The sequence below is a fragment of the Mesorhizobium sp. M8A.F.Ca.ET.208.01.1.1 genome, assembly GCF_004791315.1.
Classification (GTDB): domain Bacteria; phylum Pseudomonadota; class Alphaproteobacteria; order Rhizobiales; family Rhizobiaceae; genus Mesorhizobium.
In genome coordinates, this window is the sequence record NZ_SRUT01000013.1 from 1 (window position 1) to 21,464 (window position 21,464).

General features: G+C 58.4%; 14 protein-coding genes and 2 pseudogenes. 11 read left to right on the forward strand and 5 right to left on the reverse strand.

Translation table 11 applies throughout. From position 1 onward, the window contains the following. The 3 genes from ehuD to EN851_RS31790 all read left to right on the forward strand — a co-directional run. Positions 1 to 745: ectoine/hydroxyectoine ABC transporter permease subunit EhuD (gene ehuD, locus EN851_RS31780; RefSeq protein WP_348630744.1), on the forward strand; the 745-nt coding region annotated here is incomplete at its 5' end. A 1-nt stretch (position 746) separates the two neighbouring features. Then, entirely contained in the window at positions 747 to 1,559 is an 813-nt protein-coding gene (gene ehuA / locus EN851_RS31785; RefSeq protein WP_135930787.1) for an ectoine/hydroxyectoine ABC transporter ATP-binding protein EhuA, read from the forward strand. A gap of 476 nt (positions 1,560 to 2,035) precedes the next feature. Further along, positions 2,036 to 2,446 (forward strand): transposase, encoded by a 411-nt coding sequence (locus EN851_RS31790; protein ID WP_281041108.1) that lies wholly within the window; start codon positions 2,036 to 2,038, stop codon positions 2,444 to 2,446. Between the two features lie 495 nt (positions 2,447 to 2,941). On the opposite strand, the gene EN851_RS31795 is transcribed toward EN851_RS31790, so the two are convergent. The 4 genes from EN851_RS31795 to EN851_RS31810 all read right to left on the reverse strand — a co-directional run bounded on the left by EN851_RS31795 (position 2,942) and on the right by EN851_RS31810 (position 8,472). After that, complete coding sequence (locus EN851_RS31795) at positions 2,942 to 4,120, reverse strand: M24 family metallopeptidase (protein WP_135930788.1); 1,179 nt, start codon at positions 4,118 to 4,120, stop codon at positions 2,942 to 2,944. Between the two features lie 141 nt (positions 4,121 to 4,261). Then, positions 4,262 to 5,440, reverse strand: a complete 1,179-nt coding sequence (locus EN851_RS31800) for a GlxA family transcriptional regulator (protein WP_348630745.1) — start codon at positions 5,438 to 5,440, stop codon at positions 4,262 to 4,264. A 143-nt stretch (positions 5,441 to 5,583) separates the two neighbouring features. After that, positions 5,584 to 6,981, reverse strand: a complete 1,398-nt coding sequence (locus EN851_RS31805; RefSeq protein WP_127316356.1) for an aspartate aminotransferase family protein — start codon at positions 6,979 to 6,981, stop codon at positions 5,584 to 5,586. 12 nt (positions 6,982 to 6,993) lie between these two features. Then, positions 6,994 to 8,472: an NAD-dependent succinate-semialdehyde dehydrogenase gene (locus EN851_RS31810; protein WP_127316355.1), complete on the reverse strand. Its 1,479-nt coding sequence runs from the start codon at positions 8,470 to 8,472 to the stop codon at positions 6,994 to 6,996. 661 nt (positions 8,473 to 9,133) lie between these two features. On the opposite strand from EN851_RS31810, the gene EN851_RS31815 reads away from it, so the two are divergent. From EN851_RS31815 to EN851_RS31840, 6 genes are all read left to right on the forward strand, one after another. Next, the gene (locus EN851_RS31815; RefSeq protein ID WP_135930789.1) at positions 9,134 to 10,096 is read left to right on the forward strand and encodes a CoA ester lyase; all 963 of its coding nucleotides are present in this window, start codon (positions 9,134 to 9,136) and stop codon (positions 10,094 to 10,096) included. 18 nt (positions 10,097 to 10,114) lie between these two features. Continuing rightward, entirely contained in the window at positions 10,115 to 11,299 is a 1,185-nt protein-coding gene (locus tag EN851_RS31820; protein ID WP_128285655.1) for a malate--CoA ligase subunit beta, read from the forward strand. An 11-nt stretch (positions 11,300 to 11,310) separates the two neighbouring features. Further along, positions 11,311 to 12,210 carry a succinate--CoA ligase subunit alpha gene (gene sucD, locus EN851_RS31825; RefSeq protein WP_135930790.1) on the forward strand — a complete coding sequence of 300 codons (900 nt, stop codon included), beginning with the start codon at positions 11,311 to 11,313 and terminating at the stop codon, positions 12,208 to 12,210. A gap of 746 nt (positions 12,211 to 12,956) precedes the next feature. Continuing rightward, positions 12,957 to 14,138, forward strand: coding sequence for a Xaa-Pro peptidase family protein (locus EN851_RS31830; protein WP_135930791.1), 1,182 nt, complete (start codon positions 12,957 to 12,959; stop codon positions 14,136 to 14,138). Between the two features lie 1,186 nt (positions 14,139 to 15,324). Further along, positions 15,325 to 17,799, forward strand: a complete 2,475-nt coding sequence (locus EN851_RS31835; RefSeq protein ID WP_135930792.1) for an FAD-dependent oxidoreductase — start codon at positions 15,325 to 15,327, stop codon at positions 17,797 to 17,799. 206 nt (positions 17,800 to 18,005) lie between these two features. Continuing rightward, positions 18,006 to 19,463, forward strand: coding sequence for an aspartate ammonia-lyase (locus EN851_RS31840; protein ID WP_135930793.1), 1,458 nt, complete (start codon positions 18,006 to 18,008; stop codon positions 19,461 to 19,463). 219 nt (positions 19,464 to 19,682) lie between these two features. Here the strand turns inward: EN851_RS31840 and EN851_RS31845 are convergent. Beyond that, positions 19,683 to 20,419, reverse strand: a pseudogene (locus EN851_RS31845) (amidophosphoribosyltransferase); the annotation flags it as partial. A gap of 212 nt (positions 20,420 to 20,631) precedes the next feature. On the opposite strand from EN851_RS31845, the gene EN851_RS37420 reads away from it, so the two are divergent. Next, positions 20,632 to 20,742 carry a hypothetical protein gene (locus EN851_RS37420; RefSeq protein WP_245520859.1) on the forward strand — a complete coding sequence of 37 codons (111 nt, stop codon included), beginning with the start codon at positions 20,632 to 20,634 and terminating at the stop codon, positions 20,740 to 20,742. 213 nt (positions 20,743 to 20,955) lie between these two features. Next, positions 20,956 to 21,398 (forward strand): annotated as a pseudogene (locus tag EN851_RS31855) (trehalose-6-phosphate synthase); the annotation flags it as partial. Between the last annotated feature and the right edge of the window lie 66 nt (positions 21,399 to 21,464).

Sequence of the window (21,464 nt, forward strand, 5' to 3'; positions counted from 1 at the left end):
ACATCCTTGCCAGGTTCCTCATAACCCCGATGATGCGCTGGGCGGAACGCTTGGTTGCCCGGAGGCTTGGAAGGGCATGACATTCAACTGGCGCTGGGACTTTACGTGGGAGATCCTGCCACAGTTGTTGTGGGCTACCCTCAACACGTTGATTGCGGCCGGGATCGGGTATTCAATTGCTCTGGTCGGTGGCCTGCTGCTCGCTCTTGCACAACGCACAAAGTGGCCCGCACTGACAATTGTCGCCAGGGAGCTGATTGAATTCATCCGGTCCACGCCCTTGGTCCTGCAGATTTTCTTTGTTTTCTACGTCGGACCCCAGTTCGGGATTTTCCTGTCGCCCTGGATATCCGGCATTTTTGCGATCGGTCTGCACTATTCGGCCTATCTCTCAGAGGTTTACCGCGCAGGGCTCAATTCCGTGGCTCCCGGGCAATGGGAGGTGTGCCGTGCGCTGAACATGTCCCCCCGCGTCACATATGTACGCATCATCATCCCGCAGGCGCTTGCGCCTGCGGTGCCAGGCCTCGGCAACTACCTAGTGGGCATCCTCAAGGACACGCCCATGCTGTCGGTAATTGGTGTCATGGAGCTAATGCACACGGCCAACGCGTTAGGGTCCGAGAACTACAGGTATCTGGAACCTTTTACATTGGTTGGCCTGATTTTCCTCTTGATCTCGCTTCCGACGGCCGGACTCGTCAGGATGTTCGAACGACGGCTGCGGCTGAGACTAGGACTGTAAAATGAGCAATACCGACTATCCCCTTGAACTGCCGGAGCATGACCGCCCCATGGTCCGGTTCATGAACGTCAGCAAGAGCTACGGAAGGCTCAACGTCATCAGCCACCTCGATTTTGACGTGGCCGAAGGAGAGATGGTTACCATTATAGGACCCTCAGGGTCCGGGAAGACCACGGTGTTGCGAGCCCTTATGACACTCGAAACTATCAATGGCGGCGTGATATACGTCGACGGCAAGCCGCTGACACACATGCCCCGCGATGGGGTCCTTGTGCCGGCAGACGAGCGATACCAGCGGAAGATTCGCTCCTCGATCGGGATGTGTTTCCAGCACTTCAACCTGTTTCCGCATATGACCGCGATCCAGAACTGCATGGAAGGCCCAGTCCAGGTACTGGGGCTTTCGAGGAAAGAGGCGCTTGAGCGATCCGAAGAGCTCCTGAAAATGGTGGGTATGATCGACAAGCGCGACCAGCATCCTTCCCGTCTATCAGGGGGACAACAACAGCGCGTCGCCATAGCCCGCGCGTTGGCGATGCGGCCCAAGGTGATGCTTTTCGACGAAGTCACTTCCGCCCTCGACCCCGAAGTCATCGGCGAGGTGACACATGTCATTCGAAAGCTAGTCGCCGAGCACAATCTAACCATGATCATGGTCACCCATCAGATGGGCTTTGCTCGCGACATCTCTGACCGCGTGTGCTTCTTTTATGGCGGCTCGATAGAGGAGCAGGCGCCCCCGCAGACATTGTTTACCAGCCCACAGCGCGACCGCACCAAGCAGTTCCTTTCTGCCGTCAAGGAAGCGGTTTGAAAGGTCCGCATTGAGTCTTCGTCCCCAATTCCATGTGACCCGCTGAGGGACTACGGCCATGGAGCGTTCCGTTTAAGCCCGTCCCGACCGGTCAGCGACCTAGAGGCTTTGATGGATCGAGGCGCCGTTCCTCTCGTGGCCCGAAGTCTTGCTGGGCGATGGCCAGTCAGTCAAGCAACTGGCGCTTTGCGCGACATCCGTCGCGAAAGGACCGCTGCTGTCCAACTCCGCCCATTTTCTTGCTGGGCAAAAATTGTTCTCATGAAGGCCAGCATGCCTCCACTTCAGAGCTTGCTACGGCGGAGACGCCTTAAGGGTCTGACGTTCTAAGTGCATCCGATAGCCAGACCATCTTGTCGTAAGATGAATCCGATCGGCAAACTGAATTTGACATAGAACCTCAGAGCAGTGAACGTACCGGGGTTCAGTTCTTGCCTAGGTTCGCATTATCAAGACTAACCAGGACTGAAGCTTGAATGACAGCACCCCTCTCCAAGAGCCTGCGCGAGCGCATCGTATTTGCGATTGAAGCTGGCGAGAGCTGCCGGTCGGTCGCGGCTCGTTTTGGGATTGCAGTTTCTTCCGCCGTTAAATGGTCGCAGCGCTACCGAATGAGCGGTTCTATCGAGCCTCGCAAGATGGGTGGCCACCGAAAGCGCGTTCTGGAACCTCACCGGGATTTCATCCAGGAGCGAATTGACAAGGCGCCGCATTTGACACTGCATCAGTTGAAAGCAGAGCTTGAGGCACACGGTGTGAAAGTCTCACATGACACTGTTTGGCAATTCCTGCGCCGTGAGGGGCTAAGCTTCCAAAGGTGGACAGGCTCCGCGCCAATTTCGCGTGGCGACGCCAAAGCCGAGCCCGAGCAGACGCCGCATACTTGAGGGGTTATGCCGGGACCCGGTGCAGAGTCATTCTTGTCGGTGATGGGTGAGCTTGATAGCGCTTCAGGCTCTTTCATGCTGTATCGCTCGACGGAACACCGCTGTCGTCGTGGCGCTCCCATGAAGAACCCGGCACATAGCGCATCCCGGATTCGGAGGACAAGCCGCATCAAAACCTGGATCAAACGTCTAGCGTCGGTTGCCAGAACCTGGGCGTCGCCCTTCCCACGTTGATCGAACCCGCCGCTACGCCAGTCGTTCGCGCGCGGGCACGCTGCAAGAACCTGAACGTACGCCAAAGGCCGGTACCGGCAGCCGCGACGGCTTCGACGGCAATACCGAAGCGGGCCTCTGCCTCATGCCGCTGAACCGGCTTCTTCGAACACTGATTTCGAAGGCCGGCGCATCGCTCTTTTTGCTCGACGGTTGCCGAATTGCGATGGAGTTGGCGCCGTTCGATCATCGGCGTTCCAGCGCGGGATCCATCATTGCCGTTCAGTGTTTGACATAGATCTCTCGCGGGAAGCTGGTCAGAGTCTCGCAGCCGTCAGCGGTGACGAGGATGGTTTCGCTCACTTCGATCCCCCAGCCGTCCATCCACATGCCGAGGATCGAATGAAGGACATTGCCTGGCTTCAGGATTGTCTTATCCCCTTGGCGCAGGCTAATCGTGTGCTCGCCCCAGTCTGGCGGATAGGCCGCGCCGATCGAATAGCCAATGCGGGATTCCTTCTTCAGGCCGTAGCTCTGGATGACCTTGCGCCAGCTCGCCTCGATGTCCTCCGCCAAGACGCCAGGCCTGATGGTCGAAAGCACGGCCTCCATGCCTTCGAGCACGGCCTTGCCGGTGTCGCCGACCTTGGCTGGCATGGCGCCCAGCTGAAGCGTCCGCGCCAGACCGGCGGCATAGCGACGAACAACGCCGGCCAGCTCGAGCGCGACGGTTTCGTTGTGGCCAAAGCGACGATCGCTCCACATGATATGCGGCGCCGATGCATTTTCGCCCCCCAGTATTGTCGGTGGCAGGGCGGTGATGTCGCCGGCGAAATCCGGCGATCCAGCTACCTGAGCGGCTTGGATTTTGGCGATGGCGTCGCACTCGCGAACGCCTGGCGCTATCACCTCATATGCCGCGGTGACCGCCGCCTCGGCAAGACGCGAGGCTTTGCGTAGGTAGCCGATCTCGGCTTCCGATTTGACGCTGCGGATCCAGTTCACCATCAGGTCGGCGTCGTGGAACACTGCGTTTGGCAGGCCCGCTGTCAGGCGCGCATGCGCCTTTGGCGAATAGTAGTAGGCCTCAAGCTCGATGCCGATATTGCCGCGCCCCCAGTCCTTCCTGTCGATCCAGGCGGCAATCCAGTCCATCGGATGACGGTCGGTGCGCTGGACATGATCTTCGGGAAAACCGACGACGTTCTCCGGCTTCATCCAGGCCGTCAGCAACCCGCCGGCGGCATCCATGGCGCGACCGATCCAGACCGGCTCCTCGTCGGCGAGCGGGACCAGGACCATCTGCGGCGTGTAAAACGACCAGCCGTCATAGCCGGTGATGTAATGCTGGTTGGCGACGTCGTTGACGATGAGAAGATCGAGGTTGCGGCGCGCCATTTCCGCGCGAATAGCGGAAAGCCTGCTGCGGTATTCGTCGGGGTGGAATGGCAATGGTATCATGTTGAGAAAATCCTCTTCTATCGCGCCCGGGTCGACCCAGAGCGAGCCCGGTTTTCGAACCTGACAATCGACACGAGCTCATCGACGTGAGCCCATCACCAACACCAGCGCCATAACCGATCTTCACAGAACAACGCTCTGCTAGTGGCAGTTAGGCACTCGTTCGTAACTTAGCCTCCGGTCGATTTTTCTGATTCTATTTTCTTCCGGCGCGCTCGACCGCGTTTTTTTTCGTTGGTGAACTGGCAGTCGTGATTGATGCGGCGCGCACCCGTAGGCGTCTCGGTACGCTTTTGAGAAGTGCGATGCGGAGATGAAGCCGCAAGCCATCGCTATCTCGACGACCGGCAGGCGGGAACTGATGAGCAGCAGATGCGCCCGTTCCAGGCGAAGATCCAAGTAATAACGGCTTGGAGAACATCCCAGTTCTCTCCTAAACAGCCGCTCGATTTGACGTCGGGAAAGACCGGCTGATCCCACAAGTTCGTCCAATAGCAGTGGCTCCGTAAGGTTTGCCTCCATCTCCTCAATTATCTTGATGACCGCCCGATGATTTAGTTGCACTCGTGAATGGAGTGGCAAACGTTGGCGGTCACCCGCTGAACGGGTCCTGCACGCGATAGCTTTTTCACAAATACGATTGACCACTATCGTCCCATGGTGACCGTCAATCAAATCTAGGAACATGTCGAAGGGAGCGTCTCCCCCGGCGCAGGTGTACAGGTCTCCATCCCGCTCAAAGGCGGTTTGAGTGGCTGACACACCCAGAAAGCGCTCAGAGAATATAGGAAATTGTTCCCAGTGAACCGCGCAACGCCGCCCTTCTGCAACACCGGCACGAGCAAGCGCAATCGTTCCGCTACTTATGCCTACGAGACAACTGCGGTGGTTTCTGCACTCTCGTAACCAGGCTTCAAGCTGTTTGTGCGCGCTAGGAGCACTACGGCCGCCGACGACGACGACGGTCGGTGCTGAGATTGATCGACGAGTTCTTTCACGTTCGAACGACAACGACGATGCAGCGCATACCAACAACCCGCAACTTGAGACCACAGGCCCCCCGTCGTCCGAAACGACCTGCCAGCTATACACGTCCCGCCCCAACACTTCGTTGGCGAGCCTTAGCGCCTCTACTGCCGACGAGAACGCCTGGAGCGAAAAGGCAGGGAGGAGGTAAAAGCAAAAATTTCGGCAGGTCGACTGCGAGTCTAGCATCCCGGGAGTTCCTTTTCTGCTAGCCTGATCTCTCGTTCGTGAAACGGCCATGTGCAAAACTGCGCGACCGGCTTTGGCATTTGGATTGGCGCTGAGCCACCACATTCGGGTGCCGAGGATTCTCCCGCTAAGTGTCCATTGATCTTCGCTAGCGTCGCCACCGGTGAACCGCTCAGGAGGCTGAACCTGCCTAAGGCAGACATCAGGGCGTCTGGCGCCGCAGGTTCGGCTGTCGCCCGCCTCAGACGCTAAGCTCCCTCTCTCGTGAGCTCATCCATAACGAAGCGCACTGCACTCTCAGCGATGCCAATGATCTCTTCCACTTCAGACTTGGTTGTCACCAAAGGCGGAGCGAAGCCGAGGATGTCACCATGCGGCATGGCGCGGACGATCAGGCCGCGGTCGCGTGCTGCCTTCGAAATGCGTGCACCGACCTTCAGCGACGGATCGAAACGTTTCTTCTTGCCGCGATCGGCAACGAATTCGATTGCAGCCATTAGACCGACGCCGCGCACTTCGCCGACGATCGGCAACTGCGCGAACTTCTCCTGCAACTGCGCCTGGAAGAACGCGCCGACGTCACGGGCATTGCCGGGAAGGTCTTCTTTCTCGACGATGTCGAGGACCGCGTTGGCCGCGGCAGCCCCGATCGGATGGCCTGAATATGTATATCCGTGCGAGAATGCCCCGACCTTGTCTGCCCCGTCCTCCAGGACCTTGTAGACTTTTTCACCGACAATTGCCGCGGAAAGCGGGAAATAGGCCGAAGTCAGACCTTTTGCGATCGTGATGAGGTCTGGCTCCATGCCGTAGTGCTGCGAGCCGAACATGGAGCCAGTACGGCCAAAGCCGGTTATAACTTCATCAGCAATGAGCAGCACGTCGTGCTTCCTGAGCACGGCCTGGATTGCTTGCCAGTACCCTTCCGGCGGAGGCGTGATGCCGCCGGTGCCGAGCACCGGCTCGCCGATGAAGCCCCCCACGTTGTCTGGCCCCAGCCGCTCGATCAGCTGATCAAGTTCCTCGCCGCGCCGCGCTGAAAATTCCAGTTCGGTCTCGCCCGGGGTTGCACCCCAGTAATGATGCGGAACACCGGTGTGAACAATCTGCGGAAGCGGCAGGTCCATGTGGTCGTGATAAAAGCTCATACCGGTCATCGAGCCGGACACGACGCTGCAGCCGTGATAGCCGCGTTCACGCGAGATGATCTTCTTCTTGGTCGGCTTACCGCGGAGATTATTATAATACCAGACGAGCTTGGCCTGCGTCTCGTTGGCGTCCGAGCCGGACATGCCGTAGAACACCTTGCTCATCTTGCCCGGCGCCATCTTCACGAGGCGATCGGAAAGGATTGCGAGCTCGTCGGTCGTGTGGGCGGCGTAGGAATGATAGTAGGCCAGACGGAAAGCCTGGCGGGAAATCGCTTCGGCGACCTCGGTGCGGCCGTAACCGACATTGACGCAATAAAGGCCGGCGAATCCGTCGATCAGCTGGTTGCCATGCGCATCTTGAATGCGGATGCCTTTGCCTGTCTCAACGATGGTCGGCTCGCCGAGCTTGCCGGTGGCAAAATCCTTGAGCTGTGTGAAAGGATGCAGGACAGCATTTCTATCCTTCTCGCTGATGTCCTTGATGTTGATACTCATGCGTCTGTCCCTTCAGTTTGCCGTATTACCGATGCACACGTATTTGGCTTCCAGATATTCGGCGAGACCATGCCTTGAGCCCTCGCGGCCGAGCCCGGATTGTTTCCATCCGCCAAAGGGTATGGGAGCGCCGGTGAATTTCGGGGTGTTAACGGCGACCATGCCGTATTCCAACTGATCGGTTAGCCGCATGGCGCGATTCAGATCTCTTGTGTAAACGTAAGCCGCAAGGCCCATTTCCGAGTTGTTGGCTCGTGCAAGCACTTCCGCCTCCTCATCGAACGGAAGGACTGCCGCCACCGGCCCAAAGGTCTCTTCCTTCGCCACCAGCATGTCGTCCGTGACATCGGCGAGAACAGTCGGGGTAACGAAGTTGCCCCCGAGAAGACTATCCTGTCCGCCAACAACGATGCGAGCCCCGGAACAAAGAGCTTCGGACACCTGCCGTCTGCACTTTTCGGCGACGGATGGTCTGGTCATTGGGCCAATATCGACGCCGGGTTCGAATCCGTGTCCGACTTTCAGTTTACCGGTGGCCTTCGCGAATTCTTCCACGAAGCGCTCATAGTTGCCTCGTTGAACATAGATCCTATTGGCTGCCAGGCAGTCCTGACCGGATGTGGCAAATTTGGCTGCTATGCATCCAGCTACGGCTGTCTCCATGGGGGCATCATCGAAAATTATAAAAGGAGCATTGCCGCCCAGCTCAAGCGAAGCCTTCTTCACGGTTTTTGCCGACTGCTCGAGCAGGATCCGACCGACCTCCGTCGAGCCCGTGAAGGAGAATGCCCGCACATCTCTATGATCCAATAGCCGTTTTGCGAGTGGGGCAGCCTCTCCCGTGATCACCTGAAACACGCCAGCCGGGATTCCTGCCTCCTCGGCAAGGCGGGCAAGCGCCAGAGCGGACAAGGGCGTTTCCGGGGCTGGCTTCACAATCATCGTGCAGCCCGCAGCCAAGGCGGCTCCTGCTTTCCTGGTGATCATCGCCGACGGAAAGTTCCAAGGCGTGATAGCGACCGTCACTCCGACCGGCTGCATCTGCACGGAGAGCCGGCTGCCCGCAAGATGGCTCGGAATGGTCTCGCCATATGCTCGCTCACCCTCTGCCGCAAACCAGTCAAGAAAGCTGGCGGCATATAAAATTTCACCGTGCGCCTCGGTTAATGGTTTGCCTTGTTCAGCGGTCATGATGGTGGAAAGGTCTTCCGCATTCTCGCGAATACCGGCGGCCCATCTCCGCAGACATGCGCCCCGTTCCCAAGGAAGAACATTGCGCCAATGTTCAAACGCAGTCCTCGCGAAGCTGACCGCGTCATCTACATCAGACACCTCACAGGCAGCCACGTGAGCCAAGTCCTGGCCAGTAGCCGGGTCAACCACCAAGATCGTCTCAGCCTTGGAGAGCCAAGCTCCATTCACATAGGCGCACTTTTGAAGGAGGTCCTGCCTTTTGAGCTCCTTTAACGCGGCAGTTGCTGTACCTTTCATTACTAACCTCACAATCGACCGTTCATTTCCGGCAAAATAGCCCGTGCAACTGCGGCGATTTGCAGCGCGATCGAGGCCCACCAAGGCGTTCTCCTGCGAATAACGGCATGCGACTGATGTTTCTCGCCGTTTGATCTCTGTCGGCTTATGGGCAAGGTTCAGCAAGGAAAGATGACATTGTCACCTGTGGCCATCCACGATCACACTCAGCCTCGAGGGGTGGCGAACGGTAAGTTGCAGTCGGCCACGCTAAGCGGACTTATTGCGGGGCTGACACTTCGGCTTCGCAGTATACGTCAGGATTGTAATGGACTTCGAAAGGTGGGGAAGTGTGATTGTAAGACCGGTGACCTGGTGGGGAGATCTTGTGCTTAGATCGCCACTGCGGTTTGTGCAAACAGATTGGGGCAAATCCCAAAAATCACACTAAATCGAAAATCTTCTTGCCGAAGATATTTCTGCTGCGCTCCCAATGGGTGGCAACCGCTTCCCAGGCGACGAAAGAACCAGGGAAGAGGATTTGCTGCGCGAGCGGCCGCAAATATGCAGATCTTGTGCGGCATCACCGGCTGGGCAGCACAACCCCAGCGTCCAAGGCGTGCTAGCCTGTGAAGAACACAAAAGGACTTGAAAAGCAACAGCCCGATGCTGGGAGCCCACGATGAGCCACACGATCAACCACCTGAAGAAACTGAGGCTGCAGCGCAGCGAGTTGACCGTTCCCGGCTCCAGTCCGGAGATGATCGACAAGGCGGCGAACAGCGCCGCCGACTTCGTATTCCTCGACATCGAGGATGCGGTCGCCCCGCCTGACAAGGAACGCGCCCGCAAAAACATCATCCAGGCGCTCAACGACATCGACTGGCGCGCCAAGGGCAAGACCGTCTCGGTGCGCATCAACGGCCTCGATACCCATTACATGTATCGCGACGTGGTCGACGTCATGGAACAGGCCGGCGACCGCCTGGACACCATCCTGGTGCCGAAGGTGGGCGTTCCAGCGGATCTCTACATGGTCGAGGCCATGGTCAACCAGATCGAGATGGCTAAAGGTTTCAAGACCCGTGTCGGTCTAGAAGCGCTGATCGAGACCGCGCTCGGCATGGCCAATGTCGAGGCGATCGCCGCCACGCCGGGCCGGCTGGAAGCCATGCATTTCGGCGTTGCCGACTATGCCGCCAGCAACAAGGCGCGCACCGTCAACATCGGCGGCCTCAACCCCGATTATCCCGGTGACCAGTGGCATTTCGCTTTGTCGCGCATGACGGTCGCCTGCCGCGCCTACGGCCTGCGCGCCATTGACGGACCGTTCGGCGATTTCTCCGATCCCGAAGGCTACAAGGGAGCCGCAAGGCGCGCCGCAGCACTTGGCATCGAAGGCAAATGGGCGATCCATCCCTCGCAGATCGCGCTCGCCAACGACGTCTTCTCGCCACCGGAAAAAGAGGTCACCCGCGCCAGGCGCATCCTCGAAGTGCTGAAAGAGGCCGAGGCGCAGGGCAAGGGAGCGGCAGCCCTCGACGGCAAGATGATCGACGCCGCGTCGGAGCGCATGGCCAGGAACGTATTGGCGGTTAACGAGGCGATCGAGCGCGCCGGCCAGGCGCATATGGCGGCGCAGTAAAAATACCGGGAGGACATGATGGACATCCACGAATACCAGGCCAAGGAACTGCTTGCCCGTCATGGCGTGCATGTGCCGCGCGGCGGGCTGGCCTACAGTCCGGAGCAGGCAACATACCGTGCCAGCGAGATCGGCGGCGGCAAATGGGTGGTCAAGGCGCAGATTCATTCCGGTGCGCGCGGCAAGGCCGGCGGCATCCGCATATGCTCGTCCGACCAGGAAGTGTCCGATGCGGCCGAGGCGATGCTGGGCAGGAAGCTGGTGACGCATCAGACGGGGCCGCGCGGCAAGTTGGTGTCGCGGCTCTATGTCGAAGAGACCGTCGACATTGGCCAGGAAATCTATCTCGCCTTTGTTCTCGACCGTAAAGCCGAGCGGGTGATGATCGTCGCGTCTGCGTCCGGCGGCATGGAGATCGAAGAGATCGCCGAAAAGCAGCCAGATTCAATCATTCGCGCGACGGTCGACCCTGGCGCGGGAATGCAGCACTATCAGGCGCGCGAGATCGCCTTCGGGCTTGGTCTCGAAAACAACCTAATTGGCAAGGCGACTGAAACCCTGCTTGGTTGCTACCGCGTGTTTCGCGACTACGACGCCTCGATGCTAGAGATCAATCCGCTGGTCGTCACGCGTGACGGTAATCTGATGGCACTGGACGCCAAGATGTCGTTCGATGAGAACGCGCTGTTTCGTCGTCCCCAAATTTCCGAACTGCGCGACAAGTCGCAGGAGGATCCGCGCGAAACCTTTGCCAGCGACCGTGGCCTGTCCTATGTCGGCCTCGACGGCAATATCGGCTGCATCATCAATGGCGCCGGTCTCGCCATGGCGACAATGGACATGATCAAGATCGCCGGCGGCGAACCGGCCAACTTCCTCGACATCGGCGGCGGCGCCTCGCCCGAGCGGGTGGCGAAATCGTTCCGCGCCGTCCTTGGGGACAAGAATGTCAAGACCATCCTGGTCAACATCTTCGCCGGCATCAACCGCTGCGACTGGGTCGCCGAGGGCGTTGTCAAGGCAATCCGCGAAGTCGGCGTCAACGTGCCGTTGGTGGTGCGGTTGGCAGGCACCAAGGTCGAGGAAGGGCGCCGCATCCTGGCCGATTCCGGCGAGTCGGTGATCGTCGCCGAAACGCTTGCCGAAGCCGCCGAAAAGGCCGTCGCCGCCTGGCGCGCGGCCACAATGAAAAAAACAGGCTGAGGGGACGAAAGATGGCAATTCTGCTCAACCGGGACACTCGCGCAATCGTGCAGGGATTTACCGGCAAGATCGGCAGTTTTCACGCTGAAGACATGAAGCGTTACGGCACTAATGTGGTCGGCGGCGTTACACCCGGCAAGGGCGGCCAGACACATCTTGGCCTGCCGGTGTTCAACACCGTCAAGGGCGCGGTGCGCGAAACCGGAGCCGATGCGAGCATCGTCTTCGTGCCGCCGCCCTTCGCAGCCGACTCGATCATGGAGGCGGCGGACGCCGGCATCAAGTTCTGCGTCTGCATCACCGACGGCATTCCTTCTCAGGACATGATGCGGGTGAAGCGATACATGCGGCGCTACCGCTTCGAGGATCGCATGCGGCTGATCGGGCCGAACTGCGCCGGCATCATCACGCCCGGCCAGGCGCTGATGGGCATCATGCCCGGCAGCATCTATCTTCCCGGCCGCGTCGGCATCGTCGGCCGCTCCGGAACGCTGGGCTACGAGGCGGCCTCGCAGATGAAGGCGCTGGGCATCGGCGTGTCGACCAGCGTCGGCATCGGCGGCGACCCGATCAACGGCTCGTCCTTCAAGGACATCCTGGAACTGTTCGAGCAGGACGACGATACCGACGCCGTGGTGATGATCGGCGAGATCGGCGGCCCACAGGAAGCCGAAGCCGCGCTCTGGGCGCGCGACAATATGCGGAAGCCCTTGATCGCCTACATTGCCGGTCTCTCCGCGCCGAAGGGCCGCCGCATGGGCCATGCCGGCGCAATCATCTCCGCCTTCGGCGAGTCTGCTCAAGAGAAGGTCGAGATCTTGAAGGAAGCCGGCGTCACTATCGTGCCGACGCCAGCTTCCTTCGGCGAGATCGTTGCCGGCGTGATGGCGGATCGGACGAAGGCAGCATAGCGCAACATACCGGTCAATTTGAGGACCGCGTAAAAGGAGCCGCTTCGTCGCTTTGTGTCCAAGACGACGAAGCTTGCAAAGTAGCGCGACTTTCGGCGGCGCTTCGGACAAATGATGTCGCGGCCCGCGTCTTGCGAAAGCCAAGTTGCGGGGCGCCCTTAGCAGATTGAACAGTGGATAAATGAAACCACGTAGTTGTGGGTCGGCACGTCACCGCTACCTGTCATGCCAAGCGGGCTCTGGCATGGAGTGGCGTAGTAGCTCGGTCTTGGGCTGCTAAAATCGGGGATTGTCTCCGCCGCCAACGCCCCGCAGCGGGCATGCGCAACACCGCTTTGCCTAGACGGTTTCACGACGCCCTTCGGGCAGGATATTTGCACGGCCGTGGGCCGTCCCAGGTGGTCCATCTGATCTGAATGACGCCAGCCTGCCTGTACTGCAGCGTTCTCCAGAAGAGCCCCGCCCTCGGCGTGGCTTCCGTGGATCAAGCGGCGGGTCACGGTTCCACCGTTGTCCGGCTATTTGGCTTCAATAAAAGGCCGCAGCCCACCCCGGAGATGCGCCGAGCCCTTTCACAAGGGGAGGTGAAGCTGCGCATGGAGCGCCAATAACGCAGGTTTTCTGCGATTGGACGAAGAGGTCCGCGCGAAGCAGGCCTCTGAAGCATGCTAGGTTGGGAACCAGCACGGATTGGGCATGAATGCTTGGTCCGGTCAGCCAACCTAGGTGCAGAGGACGACTTACAAATGGACTTTGAGAAACCCTTTCAGCCGGCGGAGTATCGACGCCGTATCCAAGACGTGAAGAGACGGATGGAGGAAGCAGGAGTCGACCTGCTAATCTGCCAAGACCCCGCAAATATGTGCTGGCTGACCGGCTATGACGCCTGGTCCTTCTATACGCCACAAGTGGTTCTATTGCACCTAAAATCGGACACGCCGATTTGGATAGGGCGGCTGGTCGACGTGAACGGCGCTCGTGCCACGACGGACTTGCCTGCTGACAACATTATCAATTTTTCCGACGACCGACTTCATCATGTGGAGCTGCATCCCTACGACGAAGTTAGCGAAATCATAAAATCCCGCGGTTGGGGATCTGATCGCATAGGGGTTGAGCTCGATGCGCATTTTTATACAGCGCGTGCGCATCAGCACCTTGTCAACGGCCTTCCAAATGCAAAGTTCTCTGACAGCCGCGGCCTCGTTAATTGGGCCCGACTCGTCAAATCCGACGCCGAACTTGTCTACATGAGGGAAGCGGGTCGGATTGTCAGCCACACCATGCGCCAGGCGATCAATAATCTGAAGCCAGGAGTTCCTGAATACGAAATCGTCGCTCAGATTTATGCTGATCAGACAAGAGGCGTTGATGGGAAGTACGGTGATTATACAAGCCTCTGTCCATTGATACAGGTTGACGAGAAGACGAACGCTCCACACCTCACATGGTCGGACAAGCCCCTGCCCAAGTCGGGGCTGGTTCTCCTGGAGATTGGAGCGGCCAGGCGCCATTATCACGCGCCTCTGACGCGTACGGTCTACATGGGAAAGCCACCTAAGGAGGCCCAACACCTCGCCAATGCCATCATCGAAGGTGGCGACGCTGTTCTAGAAATGGCAAAGCCGGGTGTAATCGTCGACGAACTGAACACCGTTTGGCTGAGCGTTCTGAACCGCCACGGGTACGTCAAAAAAGGCCGTTCCGGCTACTCAATCGGCATGAATTTTCCGCCAGACTGGGGCGAGCGTACTGTGAGCATTCGCGCCGGCGAAAAGACCGTGCTCCAGGCTGGCATGTGCTTCCATTTCCAATCAGGAGTGAGGCCTCCTGCCTTCGGAGCCGCAATCTCGGAGTCGTTTGTTGTTACCGAAAAGGGTGGCGAGCGGCTAGCCGACGTCGCACGAGAGTTGATAGTCGTAGACTAGCTGAAAGCTTTTAGGCAGCCGGATTGGGAAGGTGGCCGAAGTGCTTCGCTTCCCAATCCGTTAACTTTTCATCTTACCCCGAATAGCGCTGAGTCTACCTGTCGGGCAACTATCAGTATTCCGGCCACTCATAGCCCATTCAATGCCACAGATCTTTCGCAATCGACGCGAGATCGTGCCCACGGAAGGGTGTAGCTGTGGACTTGGTCGCCGCGCGCTCTGGCATGCAGCCGGCGTATCAGCCCACAGCCGGCAGGCCCATAAGCGGATCATGGCTCATCTGGCCTAACAAGCTCCTTCATCGCCATGAGCAGGAGCAGCGCACCTGCAAGGCGGACTATGGCATCTCCTTGGAGAAGAAGCCGCCGACCATTGTCTTCCGCTTGATCTAGCCGGTGAGCCGATCGTTGGTACTATGCAGCTTCGCGCGGCAGCCGTGATGGCGCTGAGGACTTCACCGGATCTGGTCAGCAGCGGCCGCTATTGGTCGTTCCCGCCAACCTCCCGCACGACCGCGGTCAGCGTCTTTAAGAGGGAAGTAGGAGCCCTCCGCAGCTTGGGATGCGCAAGCTCGAGGGTGCCGACGCGCGTCTCACAGTCGCGCTCGGGACAGCCGTGGCACTGGGCAAGCGCGGGTTCTTTTCGCCGGGGGGCGGACGGTGAGGGCGGCGTTCGCCTTCAGCTTCCTCGGCCGCTCGGCGGCAAAGGCGACCACGTCGCGCAGAATATGGGGGTTGGGGTCTTCTCTCCGGGCATGCCCAGGTTCATCATTTTGTTGGGTGTCGATGGTTTCCTCAAGCAGTTTGTGTCGGCAACCTGCTCGCTTGTCACAGCGCTATCGAGGGCGGTCATGGGCCGCTATTTGAGAGATGGCGAAGTTTACCATCTGGGCGCTCGGACACACTTTGCAAGTGTTCGCAATCGGACCAACCTTGACTTCATCAGCGCCGCCCTTTCTCTGCGCGCAATAATTCAGCGCCCAACCGAAGAATACGCAGAACGACGCCGCTTTTGCGGCCCAATTAGCGCGATCTACGCGAGCCTCGCCCCTTAGTCTGCTGGAAAGTGACTGACGCATGATCATAAGGCCGGAAGCGCGGAAGCGGCCAGCATAAGCTCAAGATGGCCGAACTCGTCGAAACACCTTGCCGCTGCCAGTTCCGAGTGAAACCGAACAAGGATACATATGATTACGAATCCGCCTTTCCGTCCTCGTGAAACACCGACTCGCCACCACGAGATCCTCATAGTTGGTGGAGGGATCGCGGGAGCAAGTGTTGCTTTTCACCTTGCAAGGAACGGTAAGAAGGACGTCGCACTCTTGGAGCGCAACAGTCTTACGTCCGGTACAACTTGGCACGCTGCGGGTTTGATCATGCAGACGCGTGGGACACACGCATTGACGGAGATCGCAAAATACAATGCTGAACTTTACTCCGCGCTGGAGGCCGAGACTGGCCAAGCCACCGGATTCAAGCGAAATGGCACACTTGGGGTAGCCAGAACCAAGGAACGCCTCTACGAAACTGCACGCAACGCCTCGATCGCCAAAAGTTTTGGCCTTGAGGCCAACATGATCTCGCCGAGCGAGGCGAAAAAGCTCTATCCAGCGCTCAATGCGTCAATCATCGAAGGCGCAGTCTTTATCCCTGGGGACGGCCAAACCAATCCTGTCGACACATGCATGGCGTTAGCTCTTGGCGCCAAAAAGAACGGGGTAAAAATCGTCGAAAACGCGGAAGTCACCGACCTCTGGCGCACAGCAGACGGGCACTACCAAGTTCGGACTAACGACGGAGTTGTTGAAGCTGAAATTCTCGTGCTTGCGTGTGGGCTTTGGACCAGAGAACTTGCGTCGAAGTTAGGTGCACGAATTCCGATATACGCGGCAGAGCACTTTTATGTAGTGACCGAAGCCATGGATTTTGTGACGCCCACCTTGCCAGTGCTACGCGACACCGATGGGCATGTGTATCTGAAGGAAGATACAGGAAAGCTCTTGGTTGGGGCCTTCGAGCCTTGGGGAAAACCTTTACCGATGGGGAAGCTTCCGAAGGAAACGGCGTACATCGAGCTTCCTGAAGACTGGGATCACTTTGAGCTACCGATGACCAAAGCGATAGAGATTGTTCCTGATCTTGCGAACTGCGGCATTGCAAAGTTTTTCAATGGTCCTGAAAGTTTCACCCCTGACCTTCTGTTCATGATTGGTGAAGTTCCTGGATCGAAAAATCTTTTCGTTTCGACAGGTTATAATTCAGAGGGCATTGAATACGGCGCGGGAGCCGGACGAGCTCTGGCAGAGTGGATCATTGCCGGTGAGCCTCAGATGGATATCAGCTTCGTGGATGTCGCCCGGTTCCATCCCTTCCAGATCAATAAACGATATTTGCACGATCGCACAGCCGAAGTGTTGGGTCTTCACTATAAGATGCACTGGCCGGCTTACCAGCCTGAGACATCCCGAGGTGTCCGCAAAAGCGCTCTTCACGACCGGTGGGCGAGGCTTGGAGCTAGCTTTGGCGAAGGAATGGGATGGGAGCGTCCCATGTGGTTTGCGGGGGAGGGGGAATCAATTAAAAACGTCTACTCCTACGACGAGCCGAACTGGTTCAAATACACGAGTCAGGAGTGCAAGGCTGCCCGCAACAATGCGATCTTGTTGGACCAAAGCTCTTTCGGTAAACACTTGGTTCAGGGTCGCGATGCCTGCCATTTCCTTCAGTGGCTTTGCGCCGGCAACGTGGATGTACCTGTGGGAAAGCTGGTATACACCCACATGCTCAATGAAAAGGGCGGGATAGAGACAGACATCACTGTAAACCGATTGTCGCAGACAGAGTTCCTAATCATCTCGTCAGCGACCGTCCATCCCCGGGATAAGACCTGGATAACAAAACACATTACTGACGAATGGAATGTCACGGTCACCGACCTCACGTCTGGGTACGCGGTCCTGTCATTGCAAGGCCCGCGATCGCGCGAGATCCTATCGCAGGTAACCGACACAGATCTGGCGAATTCGGCGTTCCCATTCGCTACCAGCCAGGAAATCGATATCGGATATGCTCGTGTGATAGCCAACAGGCTGACTTATGTCGGCGAACTTGGCTGGGAGCTTCATATTCCAACCGAGATGGCACAGCACGTGTTTGATGTTGTTTGGGAGGCCGGCCAGGCGTACGGCCTCAAGGCTGCAGGGTACCACGCGCTTGAACATCTGCGGTCCGAGCGCGCCTACCGAGAATACCAGCTCGATCTAACGCCAGTCGATACGCTGCTTGAGGCGGGGTTGGGGTTTACGGTGGACTGGAATAAAGAAGGCGGATTTATAGGAAAAGAGGCGTTGACGTCCCAAAAAAATGCCGGACCGCTTAAAAAACGGCTGGTATCATTCAAGCTTCGCGATCCGAAGCCTGTCCTCTTTCATGAAGAACTTATCCGCTGTGACGGGAGGATTGTCGGATATATTTCGTCCGGTGTGAAGAGCTTTACGATCGGAACGTCAATCGGAATGGGATATGTAAACCACCCCGCTGGTGTAACGAAGGACTTGATTGAAAACAGTCGATGGGAAATCGAGATCGCCGGCAAACTCTACGAATGCGACGCGTCGCTCCGGGCGTTTTTCGATCCAAACGGCGATCGGGCTAAGCAATAGATCGTGCGCGCCACCATGGAGGCGGAGCGAGCTGGTTCACTTCTGTCCCCCGGACGATCCGCTCCGCAACTACTTCGAAGCCCGGAGGCCCATTTTCCTTGTGGCCCTTTGGACCGCTCGCCCGCAGCCCCCTATGACGAGGCTTCGATGAGCTCCGAGTTGAAGGCTCAACTGAGATGCACCTCCGAGCCAATTGTGCCAGCGCAATGACTGAGGTAATCGTGGTGACGAAGGCTCCACAAATAGAGCGCATCGAGAAAGATCCGCTTGGCCCTGTAAGCATCCCTGCCGATGCCTATTATGGCCCGCAGACGGCCCGGGGCATCGCTAACTTCCCGATTTCAGGTATCCGGATCAGTCATTTTCCGAACTTCATCAGGTCGCTTGCCTACGTGAAAATGGCAGCGGCACGCGCCAACGCGGCGCTCGGCGATCTGGACAAGCAAAAGGCCGATGTCATCTGCCAAGTCTGTGCAGAAATCGCGGCAGGTAGGCATCTTGGCGAGTTCCCGCTCGATGTGTTTCAGGGCGGCGCCGGCACTTCGACCAACATGAACGTCAACGAGGTCATCGCCAACCGCGGCTTGGAGATCATGGGACTGCCACGCGGACAATATGACCAACTGCATCCCAATAACGACGTCAACTTCGCTCAATCAACAAACGATATTTATCCGACAGCGATCCGTCTTGCGATCCTTCTTTCACGCGGGGCATTGCAGCGAGCTTTGGGGCAACTCGCGAGTGAGCTGGAGGGCAAGGCGGAAACTTTTTCGGACGTGATCAAACTGGGCCGCACGCAGTTGCAAGACGCAGTTCCGATGACGCTTGGCCAGGAGTTTCAGGCTTTCGCGACGACGCTGCGGGAAGATGTGGCCCGTCTCGGTGAGATTGGCGCTTTCTTCCATGAAATCAATCTCGGTGGCACGGCGATTGGCACCGGCATCAATACGAACCCCAGATATCAGGCGGCAGCTGTCGCCGAGTTGCGCGCGATTTCCGGCCTGCCCGTCGTCCCGGCCGGAAATCTGATCGAAGCCTGCTGGGATACCGGTGCCTTCGTGCTCTTCTCGGGAATGCTGAAGCGGACGGCCACGAAACTCTCGAAGATATGCAACGATCTGCGGCTGCTTTCCAGCGGCCCGCGTGGCGGCTTGAACGAAATCAATTTGCCAGCGCTTCAGCCTGGCTCCTCGATCATGCCCGGAAAGGTCAATCCTGTAGTGCCGGAGGTGGTCAATCAGGTCGCCTTCCAGATCATCGGTTATGATCTCACGATCACACTCGCCTCCGAAGCGGGACAGCTGCAGCTGAACGTCATGGAGCCGGTGATCGCCTACAACATACTGCACTCGCTTGAGCTTCTGACCAATGCCGTCGATGTTCTGCGCACCAAGTGCGTCGCGGGCATTACTGCCAATGCCGAGACTTGCCGCAGACATCTCGAAGCCAGCACCGCCGGGGCAACAGCTCTGACGCCCGCGATCGGGTATGATCGGGCGGCGGAGCTTGCAAAGCTAGTCTTGTCCTCCGGTAAAACGATCCACGAAGTTCTTGCCGAGCAACCGGACCTTTCGGAGGAGCTCATCGCACAGGCCGCCGATCCGCACCTTTTGACCCGCCCCACCGGCTTCACAACCGCGGGCCGAAGATTGATCGACTGATCTGCGCAGCGGCGCTGTGCTCGGACACCGACGCTGCGTCTGTCGGCGAGCCGTGTTCGAACATCCACGGACCAGGATCGCTGAGAGGTGGTGCGGTCTTCGGGCTAAAGGTGGATCTAAGGACTCTTCCGCAGTAAGCCCGCAGAAGGGTTCCGGCCGAGTTCAACGTTACCAAGCGTTCATACCGACCACGAAGCCGCTCCAACTGGCTAGACAGATTCACCGTCCGCCTGCGGCGAAAGCCGACAGAGCCCGGACGTTGTCAGCGCTTTTTGGTCGAGCAGGCGGGTCGGATACTCGGCAGTGAAGCAGGCGTCGCAGAATTGAGGCTGTTTGTTCTCGCGGGCCCGTTTCGCCGAGGGCTCGATAAAGCCCATCGATCGAGAGGAAGCCGACACGGATGAATTTGGCCATTTCCTCGATCGACATGCGCGACGCTAAAAGTTTCGCCGTCTCGGGCGTGTCGACGCCGTAGAAGCATGAGGAGCGTGTCGACGGCGAAGCGACGCGCATATGCACTTCCTTGGCGCCGGCATCGCGCAGCAACTGCACGATCTTCTGGCTGGTTGTGCCTCGCACTACGGAATCGTAGACCAGCACGATGCGCTTATCCTCGATCGTCCGGCGGTTGGCATTGTGCTTCAGCTTACGTCCATGTGGCAGATGGAATCGGTCGGCTGGACGAAGGTGCGGCCGACATAGTGGTTGCGGATGATGCCGAGCTCGGAGGGCAGGCCGGTGGCTTGGGCGAACCCGATCGCTGCCGGCGTGCCGCCGTCAGGCACAGGCACTACGATATCGGCATCGACCGGGATTCTCGATGGCGAGCTCGGCGCCAATCTTCTTTCGCACTTCATAGACGTTGCGGCCCTCGACCGACGAATCCGGACGGAGAAATAGACATACTCGAATGCAGAACCGCGGTTTCTGCGTTTCGACGGGAACAGGCTCTCCATGCGGATTCCGACGTGAAGCCGGCCGCCATTCCGATCAAAGGCCGGCCACCATTCCGATTTGAAGTCGGCCACCATTCCAATCAAAAGTCGGCCAGTTTTCGGGATTGAACATTAGCTCCTAGGTCAGCAACTTTGGCGTCAAATGCCCCGCGATGAACGGGGAGATTTTGATGCCGGCAAAGAGAAGGCTGACCATGAGACAGTTACGACAAATGCTGCGGCTTGCCGGAAGCGGGATGAGCTCCCGCGAGATTGCCGTCGTGTTGGGAATAGCGCGCAGTACGGTGCAGGATAATCGCAGCGCGCAGCCGCGGTTGGATTGACCTGGCCCTTGCCGGGCGAACTGACCGACGATGCGCTCGAGAACAAACTCTTCACTCGCAACGGCGTCAAGCAGGGCACGCGACGACACGGAACCGAACTGGGCCGATCTTGGGGTCGAGCTCAAGAAGCCCGGCGTCACCTTGCTCATCCTGTGGGAGGAGTAGTATCGGCGGATACGGCTACGGTCGCTTCTGATCGACTATTCCGGCAAGGGGCGCGTTGATGGCGAACTCGGAACGATCGACTGGATGCCCGTGCACTACATCAACCGCTCCATTGGACGCAGGAACTCGCCGGTCTGTGCCGCATGGCACGCATCGGCCTTGTCACGTCGCTCCGCGACGGCATGAACCTTGTAGCTAAGGAATATGTTGCCGCACAGGATCCGCAGAATCCAGGTGTTCTCGTGCTGTCGCGTTTTGCCGCCGCCGCCAGAGAGCTGCGCGGAGCGGTCTTCGTCAATCCATACGATCCGGAGGCGATGGCGATTATCGAAGAAGCCCTGGATATGCACTTGGATGAGCGAATCGAACGTTGGCGTGCGATGATCGGCCAGCTCCGCGAACACGACGTTTATCGTTGGCGCGACGACTTTCTCGCTTGCCTGGATCAGCCGAGGTGTGCCGCCGTTCCTGGACTTGGCCTCACAGCGTGAGGCAGACTGCGATCAAGTGAATCAGGCAGCATTCCGGCCTCGCTGAGGGATGTCGAATGCTGACGC